Source organism: Polaromonas sp. JS666, from assembly GCF_000013865.1.
GTDB lineage: Bacteria > Pseudomonadota > Gammaproteobacteria > Burkholderiales > Burkholderiaceae_C > Polaromonas.
Genome location: NC_007948.1, coordinates 3,733,679 through 3,754,760 on the forward strand (window position 1 = coordinate 3,733,679; position 21,082 = coordinate 3,754,760).

The 21,082-nt window shown below is 63.9% G+C and carries 24 protein-coding genes; 10 read left to right on the forward strand and 14 right to left on the reverse strand.

The features are described from left to right. Positions 1 to 16: 16 nt before the first annotated feature. Positions 17 to 964: a 2-hydroxyacid dehydrogenase gene (locus tag BPRO_RS17640; RefSeq protein WP_011484433.1), complete on the reverse strand. Its 948-nt coding sequence runs from the start codon at positions 962 to 964 to the stop codon at positions 17 to 19. 140 nt (positions 965 to 1,104) lie between these two features. On the opposite strand from BPRO_RS17640, the gene BPRO_RS17645 reads away from it, so the two are divergent. The 5 genes from BPRO_RS17645 (at position 1,105) to BPRO_RS17660 (ending at position 5,502) form a co-directional block, all read left to right on the forward strand. After that, on the forward strand, positions 1,105 to 2,844 hold the full coding sequence (locus tag BPRO_RS17645; protein WP_011484434.1) for an IlvD/Edd family dehydratase: 1,740 nt from the start codon (positions 1,105 to 1,107) through the stop codon (positions 2,842 to 2,844). Positions 2,845 to 2,994: 150 nt separating this feature from the next. Further along, positions 2,995 to 3,141 carry a hypothetical protein gene (locus tag BPRO_RS29690; RefSeq protein ID WP_157045823.1) on the forward strand — a complete coding sequence of 49 codons (147 nt, stop codon included), beginning with the start codon at positions 2,995 to 2,997 and terminating at the stop codon, positions 3,139 to 3,141. Next, a complete protein-coding gene (locus BPRO_RS17650) occupies positions 3,138 to 4,025 on the forward strand; it encodes a 2-dehydro-3-deoxygalactonokinase (protein WP_011484436.1) in 888 nt (295 codons plus the stop codon). The genes BPRO_RS29690 and BPRO_RS17650 overlap by 4 nt, the downstream gene beginning before the upstream one ends. Beyond that, positions 3,980 to 4,681, forward strand: coding sequence for a 2-dehydro-3-deoxy-6-phosphogalactonate aldolase (locus BPRO_RS17655; protein WP_369794712.1), 702 nt, complete (start codon positions 3,980 to 3,982; stop codon positions 4,679 to 4,681). Before BPRO_RS17650 ends, BPRO_RS17655 begins: the two co-directional genes overlap by 46 nt. Beyond that, positions 4,678 to 5,502, forward strand: coding sequence for an SDR family NAD(P)-dependent oxidoreductase (locus tag BPRO_RS17660; RefSeq protein ID WP_011484438.1), 825 nt, complete (start codon positions 4,678 to 4,680; stop codon positions 5,500 to 5,502). The genes BPRO_RS17655 and BPRO_RS17660 overlap by 4 nt, the downstream gene beginning before the upstream one ends. A 300-nt stretch (positions 5,503 to 5,802) precedes the next feature. Here the strand turns inward: BPRO_RS17660 and BPRO_RS29695 are convergent, their stop codons facing one another. The 3 genes from BPRO_RS29695 to BPRO_RS17670 form a co-directional block, all read right to left on the reverse strand. Then, complete coding sequence (locus BPRO_RS29695; RefSeq protein WP_157045824.1) at positions 5,803 to 6,021, reverse strand: hypothetical protein; 219 nt, start codon at positions 6,019 to 6,021, stop codon at positions 5,803 to 5,805. A gap of 211 nt (positions 6,022 to 6,232) precedes the next feature. Beyond that, positions 6,233 to 6,445 carry a GDCCVxC domain-containing (seleno)protein gene (locus tag BPRO_RS30505; RefSeq protein WP_011484440.1) on the reverse strand — a complete coding sequence of 71 codons (213 nt, stop codon included), beginning with the start codon at positions 6,443 to 6,445 and terminating at the stop codon, positions 6,233 to 6,235. A 94-nt stretch (positions 6,446 to 6,539) separates the two neighbouring features. Continuing rightward, on the reverse strand, positions 6,540 to 6,980 hold the full coding sequence (locus tag BPRO_RS17670; protein WP_011484441.1) for a CBS domain-containing protein: 441 nt from the start codon (positions 6,978 to 6,980) through the stop codon (positions 6,540 to 6,542). Positions 6,981 to 7,295: 315 nt separating this feature from the next. Here BPRO_RS17670 and BPRO_RS17675 point away from each other — a divergent pair, with 315 nt between their 5' ends. After that, positions 7,296 to 7,970 (forward strand): DNA-3-methyladenine glycosylase I, encoded by a 675-nt coding sequence (locus BPRO_RS17675; protein ID WP_011484442.1) that lies wholly within the window; start codon positions 7,296 to 7,298, stop codon positions 7,968 to 7,970. Positions 7,971 to 8,022: 52 nt separating this feature from the next. Here the strand turns inward: BPRO_RS17675 and BPRO_RS17680 are convergent, their stop codons facing one another. The 5 genes from BPRO_RS17680 to BPRO_RS17700 all read right to left on the reverse strand — a co-directional run bounded on the left by BPRO_RS17680 (position 8,023) and on the right by BPRO_RS17700 (position 12,802). After that, positions 8,023 to 8,997: a magnesium and cobalt transport protein CorA gene (locus BPRO_RS17680; protein ID WP_011484443.1), complete on the reverse strand. Its 975-nt coding sequence runs from the start codon at positions 8,995 to 8,997 to the stop codon at positions 8,023 to 8,025. A 118-nt stretch (positions 8,998 to 9,115) separates the two neighbouring features. After that, complete coding sequence (locus BPRO_RS17685; protein ID WP_011484444.1) at positions 9,116 to 10,519, reverse strand: MATE family efflux transporter; 1,404 nt, start codon at positions 10,517 to 10,519, stop codon at positions 9,116 to 9,118. A 35-nt stretch (positions 10,520 to 10,554) separates the two neighbouring features. Further along, the gene (locus tag BPRO_RS17690; RefSeq protein ID WP_011484445.1) at positions 10,555 to 11,019 is read right to left on the reverse strand and encodes a MaoC family dehydratase; all 465 of its coding nucleotides are present in this window, start codon (positions 11,017 to 11,019) and stop codon (positions 10,555 to 10,557) included. Between the two features lie 57 nt (positions 11,020 to 11,076). Continuing rightward, a complete protein-coding gene (locus BPRO_RS17695) occupies positions 11,077 to 12,324 on the reverse strand; it encodes an MFS transporter (RefSeq protein ID WP_011484446.1) in 1,248 nt (415 codons plus the stop codon). Next, on the reverse strand, positions 12,317 to 12,802 hold the full coding sequence (locus tag BPRO_RS17700) for a MarR family winged helix-turn-helix transcriptional regulator (RefSeq protein ID WP_011484447.1): 486 nt from the start codon (positions 12,800 to 12,802) through the stop codon (positions 12,317 to 12,319). The genes BPRO_RS17695 and BPRO_RS17700 overlap by 8 nt, the downstream gene beginning before the upstream one ends. 39 nt (positions 12,803 to 12,841) lie before the next feature. On the opposite strand from BPRO_RS17700, the gene BPRO_RS17705 reads away from it, so the two are divergent. Further along, positions 12,842 to 13,399, forward strand: coding sequence for a PaaI family thioesterase (locus BPRO_RS17705; protein ID WP_011484448.1), 558 nt, complete (start codon positions 12,842 to 12,844; stop codon positions 13,397 to 13,399). 40 nt (positions 13,400 to 13,439) lie between these two features. On the opposite strand, the gene BPRO_RS17710 is transcribed toward BPRO_RS17705, so the two are convergent. Beyond that, positions 13,440 to 14,225, reverse strand: a complete 786-nt coding sequence (locus BPRO_RS17710; protein ID WP_011484449.1) for a slipin family protein — start codon at positions 14,223 to 14,225, stop codon at positions 13,440 to 13,442. Continuing rightward, a complete protein-coding gene (locus BPRO_RS17715) occupies positions 14,222 to 15,583 on the reverse strand; it encodes an NfeD family protein (protein ID WP_011484450.1) in 1,362 nt (453 codons plus the stop codon). Before BPRO_RS17715 ends, BPRO_RS17710 begins: the two co-directional genes overlap by 4 nt. Positions 15,584 to 15,790: 207 nt before the next feature. Here BPRO_RS17715 and gloA point away from each other — a divergent pair, with 207 nt between their 5' ends. Continuing rightward, positions 15,791 to 16,201, forward strand: a complete 411-nt coding sequence (gene gloA, locus BPRO_RS17720; RefSeq protein WP_011484451.1) for a lactoylglutathione lyase — start codon at positions 15,791 to 15,793, stop codon at positions 16,199 to 16,201. Positions 16,202 to 16,301: 100 nt separating this feature from the next. On the opposite strand, the gene eda is transcribed toward gloA, so the two are convergent. From eda to BPRO_RS17735, 3 genes are all read right to left on the reverse strand, one after another. Then, a complete protein-coding gene (gene eda / locus BPRO_RS17725; RefSeq protein WP_011484452.1) occupies positions 16,302 to 16,964 on the reverse strand; it encodes a bifunctional 4-hydroxy-2-oxoglutarate aldolase/2-dehydro-3-deoxy-phosphogluconate aldolase in 663 nt (220 codons plus the stop codon). Then, the gene (gene edd, locus BPRO_RS17730) at positions 16,955 to 18,772 is read right to left on the reverse strand and encodes a phosphogluconate dehydratase (protein WP_011484453.1); all 1,818 of its coding nucleotides are present in this window, start codon (positions 18,770 to 18,772) and stop codon (positions 16,955 to 16,957) included. Before edd ends, eda begins: the two co-directional genes overlap by 10 nt. 201 nt (positions 18,773 to 18,973) lie before the next feature. After that, positions 18,974 to 19,564 (reverse strand): OmpA family protein, encoded by a 591-nt coding sequence (locus BPRO_RS17735; RefSeq protein WP_011484454.1) that lies wholly within the window; start codon positions 19,562 to 19,564, stop codon positions 18,974 to 18,976. A gap of 110 nt (positions 19,565 to 19,674) precedes the next feature. Between BPRO_RS17735 and BPRO_RS17740 the strand changes: the two genes are divergently transcribed. Further along, entirely contained in the window at positions 19,675 to 20,223 is a 549-nt protein-coding gene (locus tag BPRO_RS17740; protein ID WP_011484455.1) for a gamma-glutamylcyclotransferase, read from the forward strand. A 328-nt stretch (positions 20,224 to 20,551) separates the two neighbouring features. Then, positions 20,552 to 21,067, forward strand: a complete 516-nt coding sequence (locus BPRO_RS17745; protein ID WP_011484456.1) for a superoxide dismutase family protein — start codon at positions 20,552 to 20,554, stop codon at positions 21,065 to 21,067. Positions 21,068 to 21,082 lie beyond the last annotated feature (15 nt).

Consider the following 21,082-nt stretch of genomic DNA (forward strand, 5'->3'; position numbering starts at 1 on the left):
GGAAAACCCCGAGCTTTTACTGGCATTCGGGTACTGGCGTCAGCAGGGGTTCACCCGCAAAATGGGCGCGCAGATTAGAGGCCGCCAAGTCGGCCATCGCGCCGCGCGTCTGCCGCGTGGCGCTGCCAATGTGCGGCGCCAGCACCACGTTGTCCAGGGTCCACAGCGCGGATGGCACGACAGGCTCGTTCTCGAACACGTCCAGCGCGGCACCGGCGATCACGCCCTGCTGCAGCGCCTCGACAAGCGCCGCTTCATCGACCACCGAACCACGCGCCACATTGATCAGATAACCCTGCGGGCCCAGCGCCTTGAGCACATCGGCATTGATCAGCTTGCGCGTGCCGGCGCCACCCGGCGTGATCAGCACCAGAAAATCGACTTCGGCGGCCAGCGCCTGGGCGCTCGGGTAGTAGGCATAGGGCAGTTCCGCCTTGCGGCTGCGGGCGGTGTACGCCACCGACATGCCAAAGGCCTCTGCCCGGGTGGCGATGGCCTGGCCAATGCGGCCCAGACCCACAATGCCCAGACGCTCCCCGGACACCTTGCGCGCCAGCGGCATCGGCCCCTCAGGCCAGCGGCCACTGCGCACATACTGGTCGGCTTGCGGTATGCGGCGCGCCACGCTCAGCATCAGCCCGATCGCCAGATCGGCCACGTCGTCATTCAGCACGCCGGGCGTGTGCGTCACCCGAATGTTGCGCTCCAGCGCCGCAGTGACATCCACGCCGTCGTAGCCCACGCCCATGATGGAAATCATTTCCAGCGCCGGCAATTGCGCCATCAGCGAACGCGGCACCTTGGACTCACCGCTGCCGACGATGGCGCGGATACGTCCGGCGGCAGCGGCAAACGCCGCCGGGTCGGTTTGATGGATTTGTTCATGCACGACAAAAATCTCGCGCAGCGGCTCGATCAGGTAAGGCGGCAGCTTGGCAACGGCCAGGATTTCGGGTTTGGACAAGGGAATCTCCTCAGTTCAACAGGCTTGACGAATTGCCATAATGGGCCACTATTGTCTTATCATCATATGATTGAGCCTCGATTGGCATCCATGCAAACCCTGAATCCTTGACGGAAACTTTTACGGAAACGCAGCACACCATGAGCAACCAGACACCCAAAAAGAAACCCGAAGAACTACGCAGCCAGCAATGGTTTGGGCGGCAGGACCGCGACGGCTTTGCCTACCGCAGCTGGGTCAAGGGCAAGGGCGTGCCGCATGACCAGTTCGACGGACGCCCCGTCATCGGCATCTGCAACACCTTCAGCGAACTCACCCCCTGCAACAGCCACTTCCGCACCATTGCGGAGCAGGTCAAGATCGGCGTGTACGAGGCCGGCGGTTTTCCGCTGGAGTTCCCCGTGATGTCGCTGGGCGAGACCCTGTTGCGCCCGACTGCCATGCTCTACCGCAACCTGGCCAGCATGGACGTGGAAGAAAGCATTCGCGGCAACCCGATTGACGGCGTGGTGCTGCTGATGGGCTGCGACAAGACCACGCCCTCGCTGGTGATGGGCGCGTCCAGCGTGGACCTGCCGACGGTGGGCGTCAGCGGCGGCCCCATGCTCAGCGGCAAGTGGCGCGGCCAGGAGCTCGGCTCCGGCACCGGCGTGTGGAGCATGAGCGAGCAGGTGCGCGCCGGCACACTCAAGCTGCAGGATTTCTTTGAGGCCGAAAGCTGCATGCACCGCAGCCATGGCCACTGCATGACCATGGGCACGGCCTCCACCATGGCCAGCATGGTGGAAGCGCTGGGCATTGGCCTGCCGGGCAATGCAGCCTATCCCGCGGTGGACGGCCGGCGCAATGTGCTGGCCCGCCTGGCCGGACGGCGGGCGGTCGAGATGGTGCATGAAGACCTCACGCTCTCCAAAATCCTGACACGCGAGGCATTTGAAAACGCCATCAAGACGCTGGCGGCCATTGGCGGCTCCACCAACGCCGTGATTCACCTGATTGCCATTGCCGGGCGCATTGGCGTGAAGCTGACGGTGGACGACTTTGACCGGCTGGCCAGCGAACTGCCCTGCCTCGTCAACCTGCAGCCTTCCGGCAAATACCTGATGGAAGACTTCTGCTATGCCGGCGGCCTGCCGGTGGTGATGAAGGAAATTGCGCAGCACCTGCACACGGACGCCATCACCGCCAACGGCAAGACCATAGGCGAGAACATTGCCGACGCCGAGAACTACAACACCGACGTGATCATGCCGCTAAGCACGCCATTCAAGGACAAGGCGGGCATTGCGGTGCTGCGCGGCAACCTCTCGCCGCGCGGCGCCGTCATCAAGCCCAGTGCCGCCACACCTGAGCTGATGGTGCACAAAGGCCGGGCCGTGGTGTTTGAAACCATCGAGGACTTTCACGCCCGCATCGATGACGAAGACCTCGACATCGACGAAACCTGCGTGATGGTGCTAAAAAATTGCGGACCCAAGGGCTACCCCGGCATGGCCGAGGTGGGCAACATGCCGCTGCCGCCCAAAGTGCTGCGCAAGGGCATTACCGACATGGTGCGCATCAGCGACGCCCGCATGAGCGGCACCGCTTACGGCACCGTGGTGCTGCACACGGCGCCCGAGGCGGCGGCGGGCGGCCCGCTGGCGCTGGTGCAAAACGGCGACATCATTGAACTCGACGTACCCAACCGCCGCCTGCACCTGCACGTGAGCGACGAAGAACTCGCCAAACGCATGGCCGACTGGAAGGCACCGGCGCCGCCGTTGACGTCCGGCTACTGGAAACTCTACATTGACCATGTGCTGCAGGCCGACGAGGGCGTGGACCTGGACTTTCTGGTGGGCAAGCGCGGCGCTTTTGTCCCGAGGGATAATCACTGACTTTTGCCCGCAAGGCAATCACCGCATTGCCTTGCGCCGCAAGCACCGGCTGGCGCCACGCTGGCAGTTACCATGGGTGCAGCTGGCGCGTCCCGGCCCCCATCACATGCCTGAAGGACGCCCAAGCCGCTGTCTTTTTCAGGAAATTCAATGCAAGCCAGGAAATTTGATGGCGTCGCACATGGCGACACCATCCCCCAATTCAACCCGATCCATACGGGAAGCGCCGAAAACCGGTGCAGCCTGATCGCCACCGCATCGCTGTCGCACCCCCTGCACGCGAGGGCCTTGCCATGAGCCGTCTGCTGGCGGTTGACTGGGGCACCTCCTCGCTGCGCGGCGCGCTGCTGGCGCCCGATGGCAAGGTAGTGGAACAACGGACCTTTGCACGCGGCATTTTGACGGTCGCGCCGGGTGAATTTCCCGCGGTGTTTGACAGCTGCTTTGGCGCATGGATGAACCCCGAAACCCTGTGCCTGATCTCCGGCATGGCCGGCAGCCAGCAGGGATGGCTGGAGGCGCCCTACTGCCCCTGCCCCGCAGGCTTCGACGACATCGCCGGTCAGCTTGCCTGGGTCGAGCCAGGCCTCATCGCCATCGTGCCCGGCTTGAGCATTGAAACCGGCGGTGTGCCGGATGTAATGCGGGGCGAGGAAACCCAGGTGTTCGGCGCGCTGCAGCTGCTGGGGCTGGACAACGCCCGGCTGGTCTTGCCCGGCACGCACAGCAAATGGGTCACCGTCAGCAATCGCCGCGTCACGGATTTTTCAACCTGGATGACCGGCGAGTTTTACGCCCTGCTGCGCCAGCACTCCATCCTGGCCCGTACGCTGCCGGCCACCGATCCCGCTCCCGACGCAGCAGCCTTTGAGCAGGGTGTGGCCCATGCCCTGCGCAGCCAAGGCCTGCTGCACACGGCGTTCAGCACGCGGACCCTGTCACTCTTCAAGCGCATGGCCACCGGCGCATTGCCCAGCTACCTGTCGGGACTGGTCATTGGCGAAGAACTGAAATCCCAAAGCCTGCAGCACGGTGATAGCGTGGTGGTCATGGGCGCGCCAGCGCTGACCTCCCGTTATGAGCAGGCGCTGGCGCTGCTGGGTGTCTCGGCCCAGCGCGTCAGCGACGGCGCCACCTGGCGCGGCCTGCGCGCCATTGCCGACACCCTGCCCCAACATTGAAAAACCAACCAGACGCCATGAACGCACACCAGAAATTCTCCAATGCCCTGCAGACTGTTCCGCTGGTCGCCATCCTGCGCGGGCTGCAGCCTGCAGAAGCCCTGCCGGTCGGCCAGGCCCTGGCGTCCACCGGCTGGACACTGATTGAAATCCCCCTGAATTCGCCGCAGCCGCTGGACAGCATTGCGGCCATGGCGGGCGCGTATCCGCAGGCGCTGATCGGCGCCGGGACCGTGCTCACACCCGACGACGTGCGCAACGTGCAGGCGGCCGGCGGCCAGCTGATCGTCTCGCCCAACTTCAACCCCGCGGTCGTGCGTGAAGCCGTTCGTCTGGGCATGGTCTGCCTGCCTGGCGTGATGACGGCCAGCGAAGCGTTTGCCGCCCTGGAAGCCGGCGCCACCGGCCTGAAGATTTTCCCTGCCGAAATGATCACGCCCGCCGTGGTGAAGGCGCTGCGCGCGGTGCTGCCGGCCAGCACCGTGGTGATGCCGGTAGGCGGCATCATGCCCGGCAACATGGCGCCTTACCTGGCTGCGGGAGCCAACGGTTTCGGCATCGGCTCGGCCCTGTACAAGCCGGGACTGGCAGCCGCCGACGTGGCGGAAAATGCCCTGAAATTCATGGCGGCGTGCGCTGGTACCATCCGGGCATGAACACTCCAATGCCCGGCTCGTCTTCCGCCATTTCATTCGGACTGGCCGACCGTGTCTGTATTGTCACCGGCGGCGCTCAGGGCATTGGCGAGGCCTGCATCCGGCGCTTTGCGCGCGAACAGGCCAAGGTGGTCATTGCCGATATCGACGACGCCCGGGGCGCTGCGCTGGCCCGCGAAGTGGGCGGCCTGTATGTGCATTGCGATGTGGGCGACAAGGCTCAGGTCGATGCACTGGTGGCACAAACCATCGCCGCGCACGGCCGCATTGATGTGCTGGTAAACAACGCCGGCATTTTCAGGGCCGCCGATTTTCTGGAAATCACGGAAGCCGACTTCGACGCGGTGCTGCGCATCAACCTCAAAGGCTCGTTTCTGGTGGGCCAGGCGGTGGCGCGCGAAATGGCCAGAGCCGAAGCAAGACCAGGCATCGGCGGGTCCGCCTCGCGGGGCAGCATCGTCAACATGAGCTCCGTCAACAGCGTGCTCACAATTCCCACGATTGCCAGCTACAACGTGAGCAAGGGCGGCATCAACCAGCTCACGCGCGTGATGGCGCTGGCGCTGGCGGACAAAGGCATACGCGTCAATGCGGTCGCCCCTGGCACCATCGCCACCGACCTGGCCGCCAAGGCCGTGCTGACCAGTGAAGAGGCCAAAGCCCGCATCATGAGCCGCACGCCGATGAAGCGCCTGGGTGAACCCTCGGAAATTGCCGACACAGTGGCCTATCTGGCCAGCGATGCGGCCAGCTACATCACCGGCGAGATCGTGATGGTCGACGGCGGGCGGATGACGCTGAATTACACCGTGTCGGTCTGAAGGGCAAGTCCCGCTCGCGGCAGGTTTGCCGCGGGTCAGAGTCTGGCGGGCACAACAAACATTGAGGTTGGGCGAGTCGCCACGCTGCAAGAACCCGCTGAAATCGCTGTGCGCGGCACGCTCGCTTGCCTCAGCGTTGCCATAAACCGCTCCGACCGCTTTGCGTTCCTGTGCCGCCCGGCCGGAAGCTGGGCATCGAACGACAGGCAAGCGCTCCATTTTGAGTGGGCCGATTCCAGCGCTGCGCGAGAACCGGAACCCGCATCTTGAAAGACACCAATCCTGCCCACTTTTTTTGAGTTATTTCGCTTGTCCTGTACACGCATGGTCCGATTCAGCCGTTATGAAGGTGTCGCGGAATGCGAGGGAGACATCACCATGCAAGTTCACGCAGAACAAGCCAAACGGGTTGATCAAGCGGTACACCACGCCGACGAGCAAGTTTTGCTGCTGGCGGAAGTCGATTTCAAGTGGCTGATGGCGGGACTCGGCTGGTGGATTGACACGGCCCGATTTCATAGCGACCCTGCATATGCCGCCGGCCTCCTGCGATTGGCCATGGCATCACCCTCTTTTGCGTTGCGGGACTGTGCCGCTTCGTTGGAGACTCGAATGAGCCACCCTGCTGCATGCAATGCCGGGCGAACCGGCCCCTGACGGGCTACGGTCCAGAAATACAGACGTACAGACGTCAATAACCCCAAAACCTTGATCTGGGATGACTCCGGCCTCAGTCACAGCACCCGGGCTGCTCCTGCTTTGATGGGCACTTGACGGAGCCGTAGGAACAGTGGACGCAGCAGTCCCCGCCTTTGGGCCTCAGCATCGCCTTGCAGTTTTCGCATTCGTACAAAAACTGGCATGCATCGGTTGGCATGGTCTCCCGTTTTGCATGGCCGCACAGCGGACACGCCAGGATCGACTCAAGGATTGGCGTGTTCATGCGGACGGCCCCATTGCGCGATCCCGATTGCCCGGGTCCTGAAAAGGCAGGCCCTGGGGCCCGGAGCACTACTCGCCCGTCGCCGGATGATCCGTCAGCCTTTTACGCCCGCAATGTAGTGTTCGAGCTGCTGGATGATGAAACCCTGCTCGGAAATGATGTCCTTGACCAGATCACCGATGGAAACCAGGCCGATGAGCTTGCCGTTGTCTATGACGGGTAAGTGGCGAAGGCGCTTGTCTGTCATCAGCGCCATGCATTCCTCGTTGGTATGGCGGGGGCCCACGTACTGCACCGGTGAACTCATGATGTCGCGCACCGGCGTTTCCCTGGGCAAGCGGTCCGCCAGGAGCATTTTCCGCGTGCAATCGCGTTCGCTGATGATGCCCACGAACTCTTCGCCGTCCAACACCAGGAGCGCACCGAGGTTCTTCTCCGCCATCAACTTGACGGCATCCAGCACCGGCGCCAACGGTGAAACGGTGTAGACCTTGTGATCTGCCTTCGACTTGAGGATTTGTGCAACGTCTTTCATGGTTATTCCTTCGTGGTCTGCAGTGCGGATGAGCTGCTTCCCGACCCGAACAAAGCGCTCACGCCGATCACCCGCAGCGCATCCGCCACGGTGACCCAGTCCGGCAACCAGGAGATGGCTACCTCTCAATTTCATTCTAGGTGTCGCCATGCCCCTCGTCAAACGGGCTCAGCGACCCCCGCACTGCAACCCGGCAATCCAGACATGAACGCATGCCTTCGCGTCCCTGGTGGCTTGCAAAGCCCTGTCGGCGTACCTGCATGCGGCGCCGAACATCCTTAAAAAACCACCCCATCAAGGGGCCTAAAATTTCGTATGACCTCTGACACCACCGCAGCTGAAAAAACAATGTCGCCCGAGGCGACCGCCGGCCTGTTCACGGACGACGTCCGCACCGCCCGCTGCGCCTGGTGCCAGGCCACGCCGCTGTACCGCCACTACCATGACAGCGAGTGGGGATTCCCGGTGGCGGACGAGCGCCGGCTGTTCGAAAAAATATGCCTTGAAGGCTTTCAGTCGGGCCTGAGCTGGCTGACCATCCTGAACAAGCGCGAAGCCTTCCGCAGCGCTTTTGCCAATTTCGAGGCCGAACAGGTGGCCGAGTTTGGCGAGAGCGACGTCAAGCGCCTGCTGGGCGACGCCGGCATCGTGCGGCACGCCGGCAAGATTGCCTCGACCATCAACAACGCCCGGCGCGTGATCGAACTGCGCCGCGAGTTCGGATCGCTGGGCGCCTTCGTCTGGCGGCTGGAGCCCGAGGCGACCAGCCGGCCCAAGCGCATCACACAGGAAGCCGTCAGGGCCATGCCGACATCGGCCGCCTCCATCGCGCTGTCCAAAGATCTGAAAAAACGTGGCTGGACCTTTGTGGGGCCAACCACCCTGTACGCCTTCATGCAGGCCATGGGGCTGGTCAATGACCATCTGGAAGGTTGCGCCAGCCGGCAAAAGGCCCTGGCCGCCCGTGCAGCGTTCAAGCCACCGCGTTAGAGCCAGAGAGATACCCTGCGCGGCATCCGCCCGCCTTTCCCCTATCCTGTCCCTACAGCCACCGTGCGCGCTTGAAGCGCCAGTAGAGCAGCGAGCAGGCCACGACGATCAGGCCCAGCGCCATTAGATAGCCGTAGCGCCACTTGAGTTCCGGCATGCTTTCAAAGTTCATGCCCCAGATGCCCGCAAACGCGGTGCACACGGCAAAAATACTGGCCCAGGCCGCCAGGCGTTTGGTGACTTCGCTCTCTCCAATCGTGACCATCGCCAGGTTGACCTGGATGGCCGTGCCAATGGTGTCGCGCATGTTGTCAATCTGCGCATTGATGCGCGTGAGGTGATCCACCACATCGCGAAAATACTCCTGCACGCCGGCGCACATGTGCGGCACCCGGCCGCCATACAGTTTGCTCGCGGCTTCAAGCAGCGGCGCCACCGCATGCTTGAGCACCATCACCCGGCCCTTGAGCTCATACAGCCGCTCGATGTTGGAGCGGGCCGAGCCTTTCGAAAAGATGTCCCGTTCGATGGTTTCCAGCTCGGTCTCGAGCTGGTCGATGATGGGAAAGTAGCGGTCCACCACCGCATCCATCAATGCATACAGCACAAAGCCGGAGCCGTGCCGCAACAGCTCGGGCTCCCCCTCGCAGCGAGCGCGTACACCCAGGAAGCCTTTCTGGCTGCGGTTACGCACCGAGAGCACATAGTTGCTCCCGGTGAACACATCGACCTCGCCGATGTTGAGTTCGCCGGGATGGTCCGGCACCGGCTCGACCAGTTGCAGCACGGAAAACAGCGAAGCGCCGTACTCCTCGATTTTGGGCCGCTGATGGCCATGCCGCGAATCTTCGACCGCCAGCTCATGCAGGTCAAACTCACGCTGCATTTCCTCGAGTTCTTCCGGCGTGGCGTCCCGCAGCGCCACCCATACGAAGGCATCGGGGTGCGAAAGATATTCGCTGATCTCGCTGACGGGAATGTCGGCCAGTTTGGTGCCGTTCTGGTAGACCACGCAATTGATGAGCATAGGAGGCGTCGCCGGAATATGCAGGTTAGGTTGAGACGATTCTGGCACACCGAAGCGGGCTGGCGTGACAGGGACAGCCCTATGCCCTGACCATCCCTACCCTCTCACGCCCGCAGGCTCACCCGGACTGGAGACGGCGCAGCAGCGTTGCCGTGCTGCACGGCCAGCCGACCCGGCCGAACCAGGCCCCGCCGGCAATGGCAGCGGCAATCACCACGCCATACACCACCAGCGCCGCGCCCTGTGCGGCATACACCTGAACCAGGCCCCCGCCCCAGCGAATGGCCAGCCAGCCGCCCAGTGCGGCGACCACAAGGCGCGCCAGGTTGCCCATCACGGGCCAGAGCAGGCGGGCCGCACCCTGCGAGGCGAAATACAGCACGAGGCCGAGGCCGAAAAATCCATAGAGCGGGCCGACCGCGCGCAGGTAAAGCGTTCCGGCTTCAAGCATTGCGGGGTCATTGCCGAACAGCGAGAGCCAGGCCCGCGGAAATGCGGCCGCCACCAGGCCAATCGATTCGGTCAGCGCAAAGGCGATGGCCGCGCCTGTCCAGGCCGCACGCAATGCGCGTTCATGCTGGCCCGCCCCCATGCAGGTGCCCACCATCGCCACGAGCGGCGCACCCAAACCAAAAACCAGGGGCACCAGCAAATACTCCAGGCGCGACGCCGTGCCGTAACCGGCAATAGCCGCAGGCCCAAATCCGCCCGCCAGCGATGTCGCCACCGCAATCGAGAGATTGGTCGCAACGGTGGAAATGGAGCCAAGAAGGCCAATGCGCAGAATGTCCCGAAAAAACAGCCAGCGCAACTGGACGTTTTTCAGCGAAGGTTTGAGCAGGCTGCGGCTCGACCCGAGATAGACAAGCAGTGCAATGCTGCCGGCCAGGTAATACAGCAGCAGCGCAATCGCGCCGCCCGCAATGCCCAGCGCCGGAACCGGGCCCCAGCCAAAAATCAGCAAAGGCGACAGCGGCACCAGCGCCAGGACGCCCGCTACCGTGACGTTGGCCGGTACCGCCATGTTGCCGGTACCGCGTATGACCGCCGCCAGCGAGTTGAACAGCCACACCAGCACTGCGCCGGCGAACACCCAGTTTGAATAGACCAGTGCCGCCTGCAGCGAGGCGCCGCTGCCGCCCATTTGCGCATACAGCCAGCGGCCGCCCAGCAGCAGGCACAGACTGAAGGCCAGGCCAAAACCCAGCGCGATCACCATGGCATGCAGGACCAGCGCATTGGCATCATCGCGCCGGTTTGCGCCCAGCGCCCGCGCCACCGCCGAGGCGATGCCCCCGCCCATCGCACCGGCCGAGGTCATCTGCATCAGCATCACGAGGGGAAACACCAGCGCCATGCCGGCCAATGCATCGGTGCCCAGCTTGCCGACGAACCAGGTTTCGATCAGGCCCACGGCGGCCTGCGCGACCATCACCAGCACATTGGGTGCGGCAAGGCGCAGCAGCGTGGGGCCGATCGGCGCTTCCAGCAACATGCGCGTACGCTGGTCAATACCTGTCATGCCGTTCCCGCTTCAAACCACGAGCAGACCACGAATCAGGTCGGCCGGCGGGGCACGACCACCTTGTTGACAGAGATTTGCAGCACCTCGCCGCGCTGGTTGCGCGTCTCGCAGCGCACCGTCACCATGCCGCGGTCGGGCCTGGAGCGCGAGGGCACAATGCCGGTGATCTCGCTCTGGACCTGCAGGAGGTCCGTGGCGCGTGTGGGGTGAGGCCAGCTGAGTTCGACGCCGGCACCCACGATGCCGCCGGCAATCGGCAAACCGCCGGTCACCAGCAGGCGCATGGTCACGGCAGCGGTATGCCAACCGCTGGCGGCCAGCCCGCCAAACAGCGTGGCCTTGGCCGCCTCATCGTCAAGATGAAAGGGTTGAGGGTCGAACTGCGTGGCAAAGGCCTTGATCTGTGCTTCGTCCATGGCGTGCTCGGCGCTGGTGAATTTCTCGCCCACCTTGAGATCCTCGAGGTAGAGCGCGGCTGAAGGAGAGGCGTTTGTCATGGGGTCCATTCCTGATGTTCTGGTGACCTGACGGACTGATGGGCAGGAGCGCCGTGGTCAGGCCGCCGCAGACATGGCGCGGCGCGGCAGACCGGCTTCGCGGATCGGCAGGTTCACCAGCGCAGCGCCAGCGGCCAGCACAATGTCGATGTACCAGACCCAGTCGTAGCTGCCGGTCACCTGAAACACATAACCGCCGAGATAGGCGCCGAGAAAGCCGCCGACCTGGTGCGCCAGCATCACCACGCCAAACAGCATGGCCATGTTGGAGGTGCCGAACATCTTGGCGACCAGCCCTGCGGTTGGCGGAACCGTCGAGAGAAAAGTCACGCCCATGACGGCCGCAAAGACCAGCATGACGGCCGGCGTTTTGGGCGCCAGCAGGAAGGCCAGCACGGCCAGACCACGCGTGGTGTACAGCAGGGCCAGCAGCGACTTCATGCGCCAGCGGCCGACAGCCCAACCCATCGCCAGGCTGCCGACGATGTTGAACAGGCCGATCATCGCGAGCGCCCAGCCGCCCACCTCGGGCGGCAGGCCGCAGGCCGCCACCACGCCCGGCAGGTGCGTGGCCAGGAAGGCGACGTGAAAACCGCACACCAGGAAGCCCAGGCTCAGGTAGCGGTAGCTGGGCGTGGCAAGCGCCTCGCCAATCGCCTGGCGGGCGCTGAGCGCCTTGGTGCCCGAAGCCGCCGCGGCCTGCGCGGCCAGGGCTTTCGCGTTGCCCCTGAGCGCCCACACCGCCGGCAGCGCCAGCAACACCAGCACGCCAAGCCATTGCATCGCGCTGGCCCAGCCCACGGCGGCCGTCAGGCCAATGGCGATGGGCGCCATGGCGAACTGGCCGAAGGAGCCGCCGGCGTTGACGATGCCGGTGGCCAGACCCCGTTTTTCAGGCGGCACCAGGCGCGTGCTCGCGGCCATCAGGACCGACGGACCGGCCATGCCGGCGCCGCCCGCGGCCAGTACGCCGATGGCAAAAATCAGGCCGGCCGTGCTGGTCATGAGCGGCGTGATGATGGTGCCCACGGCGACCAGCAGCACGCCGATGAAAATCACGCGACCGGTGCCGATGCGGTCGGCCACAGCGCCGGCAAAGGGCTGTGTCAGGCCCCACCAGAGCTGGCCGAAGGCAAAGGCCAAGCTGATGCTGCCGATGCCCAGCGCGGTCGAAGTGTTAAGCGCCGACAGGAACAGGCCCATGGTCTGGCGCACACCCATCGTCAGGGCAAAGGCGCCGCCGGCTGCCAGCAGCACCAGCCAGAGTGCGGCCTTGCGCGGGCCAGCGGTTTGGGGCTTATTCATCATCAGTTCCAGTTCCAGGTTCAGTGGGAGACAAGAGTTCAAGCGATTCATTGATCAGCCGGTGCAAGGCCAGCACACGTGCGACGCCCAACCGCTGGTTCAGGCTTTCCTGCGCGACCTTCCAGCGCAGGCGGGCCTCTTCACGTTTGGCGCGACCTGCCGGCGTGATGGTCACAATGCGGCTGCGCGCATCGGTGCCGGCCGCCAGCTCGACCCAGCCCGCGTCAATCAGCGGCTTGAGGTTGCGCGTGAGAGTGGAGGCACTGAACTTCATGCTCTGCGCCAGTTCACCGGGACGCAGGGGGCCTAGTTTCAAAACATGGCTCAGCAGCGAGTACTGCGTGGTCTTGAGCCCCGCCTTGGCCATTTCAAGGTCATAGTGCTGGGCCACGCGCCGCATCAGCTGGCGCAGCCTCAGGTTGGTGCAACCCTGGGCTTTCAATTCGGCTTCGATTGACAGGGATGATTTATCGCTCATAATTTGATTGTACCTACAATTATTGCATATACAAATTAAATGAACACAAAGACCCCACAAGACACGTTGACACAATGGCAGGAACAAAGCGCAGCCGTGCGCGCCCGCATGCTGGCGGGCGGTGGCAAGCCAGGCCTTGCCGGCCCCGAACAGGTGGCGGGCAAGACCGGCATGGAGGTGATGCAGGCCATGCTGGCCGGTGAGTTTCCCTACCCCCACATTGCGGAAACGCTGGACTTCGCGCTGATTGAGGTGGAGCCCGGAAAAGCCATCTTCCAGGGAACGCCGCAGCTCAAGCACTACAACCCGCTGGGTACGGTGCATGGCGGCTGGTACGCCACGCTGCTCGATTCAGCCGTAGGCTGCGCCGTGCACACCATGATGCCCGCAGGGCGGGCCTACACGACGGCCGAGTTGAGCCTCAACATTGTGCGGGCAGCGTCGCACCAATCCGGGCCGCTGCGTGCCATCGGCACCGTCATCCACTGCGGCAGGCAACTCGCCACGGCCGAGGGCCGCATCGTCGGGCCGGACGGCAAGCTGTATGCGCATGCCACGACAACCTGCCTGGTCTTTGAGCTGCCGAAGTTGGGGTAACCCGGGCGAACCGGGCGAAGCGCGGCTGGGCAAAAGAAAATCAGGAGGTCGACTTGTCTGCGCCCTGCTTCAGTCTTGCCAGGAAAGGCGTCAACAGATCAAGGGGAAGCGGGAAAACGATGGTCGTATTCTTGTCCGCACCAATGACCGTCAGTGTTTCCAGATAACGCAACTGGATCGCCTGCGGCTCCTGCGCGAGGATTTTGGCCGCCTGGAACAGCTTCTCGGAAGCCTGCAGTTCGCCCTCGGCGTGTATCACCTTGGCGCGGCGTTCACGCTCCGCTTCCGCCTGCCGCGCGATCGCCCGGATCATGGACTCTGTCAGGTCGACCTGCTTGATCTCAACATTGCTGACCTTGATGCCCCAGGAATCGGTCTGCGCATCGAGCGCCTGCTGGACATCCATGTTCAGCTTCTCCCGCTCAGCCAGCATGTCGTCGAGCTGGTGCTTTCCCAGCACCGACCGCAACATGGTCTGGGCAAGCTGGCTGGTGGCATTGAGGTAATCAACGACCTGGATGATGGCCTTTTGCGGGTCGATGACGCGCAGGTAGACGACCGCGCTGACTTTGACCGACACGTTGTCGCGCGAGATGACGTCCTGGGTCGGGACTTCCAGCACCACGGTGCGCAGGTCCACCCGCACCACCTGCTGGATGATCGGGATGATGATGACCAGACCCGGCCCCTTGACCTGCCAGAAGCGCCCGAGGGTAAAGACAACGCCGCGCTCGTACTCGCGGAAGATGCGCACCGCTTGAAACAAAAAAGCGATGGCCAGGAGCACAACAAGGCCACCGCCCAACAAGCCAAATTCGATGTTCATTTTTCGTCTCCTTCCAGGCGGGTGGGCTCGACGGTCAGCACCAGCCCGTTGATGCCGACCACCCTGACTGATTCACCGATACCGAGTGGAGTGTTCGCGCTTACTTTCCACATTTCGCCATGGACGCGCGCGAACACGCCGTCTTCGGTGTTCGCAAGAACTTCTCCGCTCGCGCCGAGCATCTGCTCGCGGCCGCTCACCACCGGCCGCTGGCGCGCGTGCATCGCGAAGTTCAGCACGACGAGCAGGAACCCGATGCTCGCCGCGGTCACACCCGCAATCAGTTGCCAGGGGATACGGTAGCCGGGCACATCGGTGTCGATCAGCATGATCGAGCCCATCACGAAGGCCACGATGCCCCCCATTCCCAGAATGCCGAAGCCCGGCGCCAAGTGCTCCGCGATGAGCAGGCCGACACCCAGCACGATCAGTGCAAGGCCGGTATAGCTGACCGGCAGCAGCTGCAATGCGAACAGCGCGACCAGCAGGCTGATGCCGCCGATGACGCCCGGCGCGACGAAACCCGGGTTATAGAACTCGAACAGCAAGCCATAGAAACCAAGCATGAGCAATAGATAGGCAATGCCCGGGTCGGTGATGACGACCAGCAGCCGGGTGCGCCAATCCGGCTGGTATTCGACGACCGCGGCAGCGCCGGTGGCGAGCTGCCTTTCCTTACCCAGCACCTGAATCTTTCGGCCGTCGAGCTGCCTGAGCAGCTGCGCAACATCGGTTGCGATCACATCAATGACGTTCAGCTTGAGCGCCTCCTCCGCGGACAGGCTGACCGCCTCGCGCACCGCCTTGTCGGCCCAATCGGCATTGCGGCCGCGCAGTTGTGCGAGCCCGCGGATGTACGCTGCGGCATCGCTTGTCTGCTTGCGCGTCATCGATTGCGTGGTGGATGGGGCGTCGGAGGCGCGGTCGCCCTCCTTCTCGGCCTTGCCCTTGGCCGCACCGGGCTCGCGCGGTTCGGACTGTGGCCCGATGCTCACCGGCGTCGCCGCGCCCAGGTTGGTCGCAGGCGCCATGGCGGCGATATGGCTCGCATACAAAATGTAAGTACCGGCGCTCGCTGCGCGCGCGCCTTCCGGTGCCACGAAGCTGGCGACCGGAACCGGCGAAGCGAGAATGTCCTTGATGATCGTGCGCATCGAGAGGTCCAGGCCGCCCGGCGTATCCATTTTGAGCACGACGAGCTGCGCCTTGAGCTCGACCGCTTTCGCCAGGCCGCGCTGCACGTAGTCGGCGTTGGCAGGTCCGATGGCCCCGCTCTGCGTCAGGACAACAACGGGGGCAGCCGGCTGTGCAACAGCCAGCGACGACCAGAGGATCAATAACAGCGCGATGATCCGCATCAATCCGCCTCCAGGCCAGCAGCCCATTCAACGAACCTGTATAGCTAACTGTGCCACAAATCGCGCCATCGAGACAGATAAAAGAAGAGGGGGCAAAAAGCGGTGAAAAAGCGGCTTTCCGAAGGTCTGCCGGGCGACCGCGGCCAACCACTCCAGGGTGCTGAACACGCCCCTGCAAACTTCCCCCGGTAGCGGGATAATCCGCGCATGCGACTACTCCACACCATGCTGCGCGTTGGCAATCTCCAGCGCTCCATCGACTTCTACACCCAGGTGCTCGGCATGAAGCTGTTGCGCACCTCCGAAAACCCCGAATACAAGTACAGCCTGGCTTTCGTCGGCTATGAAGGCAACCCGGCGCAGGCCGAGATTGAGCTGACCTACAACTGGGGCACCGAAAGCTATGAGCTGGGCACGGCCTATGGCCACATTGCGCTGGGCGTGCCGGACGCTTATGCGGCCTGCGAAAAGATCAAGGCCGCGGGCGGCAATGTGACGCGCGAAGCCGGCCCCGTCAAGGGCGGCAAGACGGTGATTGCCTTTGTGACCGACCCGGACGGCTACAAGATTGAGTTGATCCAGCGCGCTGAAGATGGCGGCGGCGCTGGTTTGCGTTGAGGCTTACAGGAGCTATATCTCATATAGCTCCTTGCGCCCATTTTTATTGGGCTAGAAGCTGATTTCGCTCATGAACGCCCGAGTTTGAGTGTTCCCCGGCTCAGGTAGCCTGCCGCTTCAACTGGCAGGCCTGCTGCGCCAGCGCAGTGATGTGTACCCAGTCGCCGCGCGCCAGCGCGTCCGCTGGCGTGAGCCAGGAGCCGCCAACACAAACCACATTGGGCAACGCCAGAAACTCGGCGGAATTGGCCGTTGAGACGCCGCCGGTCGGGCAAAACTTCACATCGCCAAACGGGCCGCTCCAGGCCTTGAGCATGGCCGGACCGCCGGCCTGCATGGCCGGGAAAAACTTGAGCTCGGTCAGCCCGTCTTCCTGCGCCATCATGATCTCGCTGCCAGTCGCCACGCCGGGCAGCAGGGGCAAGCCTGCATCACGGCAGGCCTGGCCCACTGAGTGGGTATAGCCCGGACTCACGGCAAAACGGGCGCCGGCCATCGCACAGGCCTGCGCATCGGCGGCGCTTCGCACCGTGCCCGCGCCGACCACGGCTTCAGGCACATCGCGCGCAATCGCCTCGATGCAGGCCAGCGCCTGCGGCGTGCGCAGGGTGACCTCCAGCATGCGGATGCCACCCGCCACGAGCGCGCGCGCCAGTAGAACCGCCTTATTGACGTCGGTCAGCACAATCACGGGAATCACGGGCGCATCCCGCATGACCTGCAAGGCCGTCAGCTTGCCACTGACATCCAGATTTACATCCACGATAAAGCTCCTTCTTCTGCCGTCAGGGCATGGCGGCGCATGCCGGTAAACAATTCGCGGCCCAGGCCAATGCCGTTGTCCCGTCGCAAGGCGGGCGGCATGGTGTCAACCTGCCGTGCCACCCATTCTGCTTCAGGCACGAGAACCTGCAACTCGCCCGTGACGGCATCGAGCCGGATCATGTCGCCGTCACGCACCTTGGCCAGCGGTCCGCCCGCAGCGGCCTCGGGCGACACGTGGATGGCCGCCGGCACCTTGCCCGACGCGCCACTCATGCGGCCATCGGTGACCAGTGCCACCCGGAACCCCTTGCCCTGCAGCACCGCCAGCGGCGGCGTGAGCTTGTGCAATTCCGGCATGCCATTGGCCTGCGGCCCTTGCCAGCGCACCACGCACACCATGTCGCGGTCCAGCTCCTTGGCATTGAAGGCGGCGTGCAAGGCTTCCTGCGAATCGAACACGCGGGCGGGCGCTTCTATCACATGCCGGTCATCGGGCACGGCGGAGACCTTGATCACACTGCGGCCCAGGTTGCCCTGCAGCAACTTGAGCCCGCCGCTGGGGCTGAAAGGCTTGCCGGCAGAACGCACAATCGACTCATCTTTCGAAGCGCCGATTTCATGCCAGGCCAGCGAAGCCCCGGCCAACGCCGGTTCACGCGTGTATTCGCGGATGCCGCCCTCGCGCACCGTCAGCACATCCTCATGCATCAGGCCGGCGTCCAGCAGTTCGCGAATGATCAGCCCGGGGCCGCCTGCCGCCTGGAACTGGTTCACGTCGGCACTGCCGTTGGGGTAGACATGCGCCAGCGTCGGCACCACATCGGACAAGTCGGAAAAATCATTCCAGTCAATCACGATTCCGGCCGAGTGGGCCACCGCGACCCAGTGAATCAGGTGGTTGGTGGAGCCGCCCGTGGCGAGCAGGGCCACCATGGCGTTGACGATGGCCCGTTCGTCGACGATCTGGCCGATGGGCGCAAAGCGTTTGGACTTGGTGATTCCCAGCACCGTGCGCGCCGCCTCGCGGGTGAGCTGCTCGCGCAACTCATTACCGGGGTTGACGAAGGCGGTACCGGGCACGTGCAGGCCCATGGCTTCGAGCAGCAGCTGGTTGCTGTTGGCCGTGCCGTAAAACGTGCAGGTGCCGGGGCTGTGGTAGGACTTGAGTTCGGCATCGAGCAAGCCCTCGCGCCCGACCAGCCCCTGCGCCGCCTGCTCGCGCACGCGGGCTTTTTCCTTGTTGGGCAAGCCCGTGGTCATCGGGCCCGCCGGTACAAACACGGTGGGCAAGTGACCAAAGTGGAGCGCACCGATCAGCAGGCCCGGCACGATCTTGTCGCACACGCCGAGCATCAGCGCCGCGTCGAACATGTCGTGTGAGAGCGCCACGGCGGTGGCCATGGCAATCACGTCGCGGCTGAACAGGCTGAGCTCCATGCCGGGCGTGCCCTGCGTGACGCCGTCGCACATGGCGGGTACGCCACCGGCTACCTGCGCCGTCGCGCCCAGCTTGCGCGCCTCGTCCTTGATCAGGGCCGGGTAGCCCTGCAGGGGCACATGCGCCGACAGCATGTCGTTGTAGGCATTGACGATGCCGATGTTGGGCGCCTTGTGGGTGATGACCTTGAAACGGTCGTCGAGCGGAATGCCAGCCACCGCGTGGGCCACGTTGGCGCAACCCATGCGGTCGACGCCTGGATCACGCCGGGCCGCCACCTGCAGCTGCTGCAGGTAGGCGCCGCGTGTGGGACGGCTGCGCTCGGCAATACGGGCCGTGATGTGTGAGATTGCGGGATGAAGAGCCATGCGTTGCACCTTAGATCATGTAACTTTATTACGGACTCTATGGTAACGGGTTACCGACGCTTTTGACACCCCCGGGTTACCGTATGGTTACCAAAACAGGACCGGGAAACACCCAAAAAGCTCGTGCACAGCGCCTGTCCGGCTGGTTTTTTAACAGGCGAGCCGATGCCGTCGAGCGCTTGCGAGACTCTCGCAAGACGCCTATTGAATGCTGATTTCGACACGCCGGGCGTCGGCATCGCTTCCGCTGCCGGCCATTTGCTCGGGCTTTTTCAGCTCGATCTGCCGCTCGGCAACACCCGCGGCCTTCAGGGCGTCCCGCACCGCGAGGGCGCGCTGCCGGGCCAGACTGGCATTTTTTGTCGCGTCGCCGGTGGCATCATGAAACCCGGCAATGACCAGCCTGCGGCCGGACTTTGCGGCTTTGACCAGATCAGCCATGGCGTCGCCAGCGCCTGCGGCAAGGTCTGCCTTGCCGGACGCGAAGTAAAACTTCACGACTCCGTATTCAACCTTGACGCTGGCTGCATCGGCGGCCGCCTGCGCGGCGCTGCGGCTGATATCTGCCGGCGCCGCGCTGGGGGCATCCGGTGGTGTGGCGTCGGGCACAGCGTCGGGCACAGCCATGGGGACGGAGATGGCGGAAGGCGCAGGCGCAGACGCCGGAACGCCGCGCGGGTCAACACGAAAGCTGATCACCACGGCCATCAGCAAGGCAATCACCAGCGCCACCAGGCCAAAGACGACCGTCAACACCAGGCCCAGCTGGCCGTCATCGTCCTGAGAAAACATCAACTCACTCCCGTCGCAAAAACTCGGACCATTGTAAAGTGTGGGTCGTGGCAGACTCCGCAAAATCAATCAGCTTTCCGCCCCCTTCCCCCTCACGCAATCCGGCTCACATGCTGGAAACCGTGATACGCGAATGGGGTGGCCACACCGACCTCTGGATCTTTGCCTACGCGTCGCTGATCTGGCGGCCCGAATTCGAATTTTCGGAAGAGCGTTTTGCCACCATCCATGGCTACCACCGGGCGCTAAAAATGTGGAGCAACCTGAACCGCGGCACACCCGAGTGCCCGGGCCTGGTATTTGGGCTGCTGCACGGTGGCAGCTGCAAGGGCGTGGCGTTTCGCATCCCGCGGGCGGGCGTGGCCGCAGCCCTGCCCGCCCTGTGGGAGAGGGAAATGCCCAATGGCGTCTACGACCCGAAATGGTTGCGTTGCCAGACCGCACTGGGCGACGTGCGGGCCCTGGCCTTCACGCTGTCCAAGCGCAGCCCCAGCCACACCGGCGTGCTCCACGAAGACACCTACCGGCAAATTTTTTCAGACTCCTGCGGGCGCTACGGCACAACCCGCGACTACGCCCAATTGACGTACGACAAACTGCGCACCCTGGGCATTCACGACCACGCCCTCGGAAAACTGTTGCAGCTGGCCTGCAGCTGAAAACCCGGTGGGCCGGCCCAGGGGGGGGAATGCGCCCTCTCGGGAGCAGCGCAGTACACGAAGCGACAACCAGGGGGCTAACGAGCGCAGCGAAGGGCCGCCCCGAGCAAGTTCAGCCCCCTCGGGGGCCAGCGAGTTACGCGAAGCGAACGAGCGTGGGGGCCGGCAATTTCCCGCCGGGCCGCCCCAAGGGAAATTAGCCCCCTCGGGGGGCAGCGAGCTACACGCAGTGAGCGAACGTGGGGGCCATATTGCCATCCCGGACATTGCCGCTTAAAGTAGGCCCCTGACCTTTCCCCTGACCAACAACGAACAACAGGAAAACACCATGAAATCCCGTTTGACACTGCTTGCCAGCGCCCTTGTTCTGACAGCCTGCGCCTCCATGACCAGCGGCCCGCGCGCCGTGGCCCAGCTCCAAAGTACCACGGGCAACACCGCCACCGGCACCGTCAGCTTTACCAAGAGCGGGGACAAGGTGGTCGTGAAGGGTGAAGTGCGCGGCCTCAAGCCCAACGCCGAGCACGGCTTTCACGTGCATGAAAAAGGCGACTGCTCCAGTGGCGACGGCTTGAGCGCGGGCGGCCATTTCAACCCCGATGGCAAGCCCCATGGAAATCATTCCGACATGGCTCACCATGCCGGCGATTTGCCCAGCCTGAAAGCCGATGCCAGCGGCGTCGCGAAATTCAGCTTTGAAACCACCTCCATCGCCGTCGGCAGCGGCCCCAGCGACGTGACGGGCCGCGGGCTGATTGTTCACCGTGACCCGGACGATTACAAGACCCAACCCACCGGCAACGCCGGCCCACGGCTGGCTTGCGCTGTGATCGCGCGGGGCTGAGCTCTTCGGACTGCT

Coding starts and splice junctions, on each gene's coding strand:
- BPRO_RS17645 (WP_011484434.1), top strand. CDS start 1,105: ATGAGCAACCAGACACCCAAAAAGAAACCCGAAGAACTACGCAGCCAG.
- BPRO_RS29690 (WP_157045823.1), top strand. CDS start 2,995: ATGCAAGCCAGGAAATTTGATGGCGTCGCACATGGCGACACCATCCCC.
- BPRO_RS17650 (WP_011484436.1), top strand. CDS start 3,138: ATGAGCCGTCTGCTGGCGGTTGACTGGGGCACCTCCTCGCTGCGCGGC.
- BPRO_RS17660 (WP_011484438.1), top strand. CDS start 4,678: ATGAACACTCCAATGCCCGGCTCGTCTTCCGCCATTTCATTCGGACTG.
- BPRO_RS29695 (WP_157045824.1), bottom strand. CDS start 6,021: ATGAAATCGGGCCGTGTCAATCCACCAGCCGAGTCCCGCCATCAGCCA.
- BPRO_RS30505 (WP_011484440.1), bottom strand. CDS start 6,445: ATGAACACGCCAATCCTTGAGTCGATCCTGGCGTGTCCGCTGTGCGGC.
- BPRO_RS17670 (WP_011484441.1), bottom strand. CDS start 6,980: ATGAAAGACGTTGCACAAATCCTCAAGTCGAAGGCAGATCACAAGGTC.
- BPRO_RS17675 (WP_011484442.1), top strand. CDS start 7,296: ATGACCTCTGACACCACCGCAGCTGAAAAAACAATGTCGCCCGAGGCG.
- BPRO_RS17680 (WP_011484443.1), bottom strand. CDS start 8,997: ATGCTCATCAATTGCGTGGTCTACCAGAACGGCACCAAACTGGCCGAC.
- BPRO_RS17685 (WP_011484444.1), bottom strand. CDS start 10,519: ATGACAGGTATTGACCAGCGTACGCGCATGTTGCTGGAAGCGCCGATC.
- BPRO_RS17690 (WP_011484445.1), bottom strand. CDS start 11,019: ATGACAAACGCCTCTCCTTCAGCCGCGCTCTACCTCGAGGATCTCAAG.
- BPRO_RS17695 (WP_011484446.1), bottom strand. CDS start 12,324: ATGAATAAGCCCCAAACCGCTGGCCCGCGCAAGGCCGCACTCTGGCTG.
- BPRO_RS17700 (WP_011484447.1), bottom strand. CDS start 12,802: ATGAGCGATAAATCATCCCTGTCAATCGAAGCCGAATTGAAAGCCCAG.
- BPRO_RS17705 (WP_011484448.1), top strand. CDS start 12,842: ATGAACACAAAGACCCCACAAGACACGTTGACACAATGGCAGGAACAA.
- BPRO_RS17710 (WP_011484449.1), bottom strand. CDS start 14,225: ATGAACATCGAATTTGGCTTGTTGGGCGGTGGCCTTGTTGTGCTCCTG.
- BPRO_RS17715 (WP_011484450.1), bottom strand. CDS start 15,583: ATGCGGATCATCGCGCTGTTATTGATCCTCTGGTCGTCGCTGGCTGTT.
- gloA (WP_011484451.1), top strand. CDS start 15,791: ATGCGACTACTCCACACCATGCTGCGCGTTGGCAATCTCCAGCGCTCC.
- edd (WP_011484453.1), bottom strand. CDS start 18,772: ATGGCTCTTCATCCCGCAATCTCACACATCACGGCCCGTATTGCCGAG.
- BPRO_RS17735 (WP_011484454.1), bottom strand. CDS start 19,564: ATGTTTTCTCAGGACGATGACGGCCAGCTGGGCCTGGTGTTGACGGTC.
- BPRO_RS17740 (WP_011484455.1), top strand. CDS start 19,675: ATGCTGGAAACCGTGATACGCGAATGGGGTGGCCACACCGACCTCTGG.
- BPRO_RS17745 (WP_011484456.1), top strand. CDS start 20,552: ATGAAATCCCGTTTGACACTGCTTGCCAGCGCCCTTGTTCTGACAGCC.